General features: G+C 71.7%; 3 protein-coding genes. 1 reads left to right on the top strand and 2 read right to left on the bottom strand.

What is annotated here, in order from left to right:
* A partial coding sequence (locus ACFV9G_RS29930) for a hypothetical protein (protein WP_378733135.1) occupies window positions 1-316 on the top strand: 316 nt, incomplete at its 5' end.
* 65 nt (window positions 317-381) lie between these two features.
* On the opposite strand, the gene ACFV9G_RS29925 is transcribed toward ACFV9G_RS29930, so the two are convergent.
* Both ACFV9G_RS29925 and ACFV9G_RS29920 read right to left on the bottom strand, forming a co-directional pair.
* Window positions 382-714, bottom strand: coding sequence for a hypothetical protein (locus ACFV9G_RS29925; RefSeq protein ID WP_375847220.1), 333 nt, complete (start codon window positions 712-714; stop codon window positions 382-384).
* A gap of 83 nt (window positions 715-797) precedes the next feature.
* Window positions 798-1,058 (bottom strand): hypothetical protein, encoded by a 261-nt coding sequence (locus tag ACFV9G_RS29920; protein WP_378733133.1) that lies wholly within the window; start codon window positions 1,056-1,058, stop codon window positions 798-800.
* Between the last annotated feature and the right edge of the window lie 145 nt (window positions 1,059-1,203).

The raw sequence follows: 1,203 nt of genomic DNA, 5'->3' as shown, positions 1-1,203 counted from the left end.
AGCCTGGCGAGCCGGGAGGGCCCGTCGCACCCGGCCGTCCCGGCTCGCCCTGCGGACCGCGAGGCCCAGCCGGGCCAGGGACCGGCACAGGCACCAGGGCGCGTGCGGGCAGATCGTCTACCGCTCGCGACGGGTCCGGCGCGGCCGGCGTCCCCCCGCCTGCTTTGATCTGCGAGCGCAGCACCCGCACATCCGTCGCCAGCGTGGCCACGGCGTCCCCGCGCAGGTCCGCCTCTGCGGCGAGGTCATCCGCCCGGCGGTCTCCCGCGTCGATGCGGAGCCACACGAGGACTACCGCACCCGACAGCACGAGTAGCACGGCTGCGACCGCGAGGAATCGCCATCGCTGTACGTGGAGCGGCCTCGCGTGGCGACGTGTGTTCACGTGGGGTGTCCTCCCAGCTCGACGATCTGTGCGCGCAGCCGCGTGTTCTCACTGCTGAGTTCGGTGATCTGCCGCTGTAGTGCCGTCTTGTCGGCGCGTTCGCTGGCGAGTTCGGCGTAGGCGGCGGCGAGCTGCCGTTCGTTTTCGACGAGCCGGTCGCGCAACTTGTCGCGTTCCTCTTGCAGGTTGTCGACGAGTGTCGAGTAGCCGCCGAGGACGGCGCCGGACTGCGAGGCCCTATTCGCGCCCCGCTGCCCAATCAGTGCGCCGACCGCGGATGCGAGCCCGACGGCGATGGCTCCGACGGCGCCGAGCTGCGCAGCGTCCACGCAGGACCTCCGATGGTGCAGTGAGGGGTGAGCAGGGCGCCGCGGCAGTCGTCGAGTGAGCCGCCGGACCGCCGCGGCCGACATCAGACGCCCTTGGCCAGCGACGCGCTGTTGGTGACGTCCCGACCGCGGGCGACGAGGCCCTTGCCGAGGGCGAGGACGGCACCGACACCACCGGCCCCGGCCGCGTACCACATGCTGCCGTCGAGCGGCTGGGTGATGACGATGCCGCCGATGGCCGCCTGGAGGGACGTGGAGAGGACGCGTTCGAGGAGGTCGCGGCCGTAGGTGCCGGCGTTCTTCACGACGGTCTCGGAGCCGGGCAGGTGGATCGGCTGGTTCATGGGCTTCCCTTCCATCAGGACTTGGGGACTTGGAGCTTGTTCCAGGTGGTCGGGCCGGGCGGCCATGCCGCCGCAGCCCCGCTGTACCCGCACTTCCTTTGCCAGGCTTCGTAGCTGTCGACGTCGGCCTGACCGAGCGTCGGGC

It is taken from the genome of Nocardioides sp. NPDC059952 (assembly GCF_042730435.1).
Classification (GTDB): domain Bacteria; phylum Actinomycetota; class Actinomycetes; order Propionibacteriales; family Nocardioidaceae; genus Nocardioides.
Note: the sequence above shows the minus strand (reverse complement) of the source record. Positions and strands in the feature narration are given on the sequence as shown.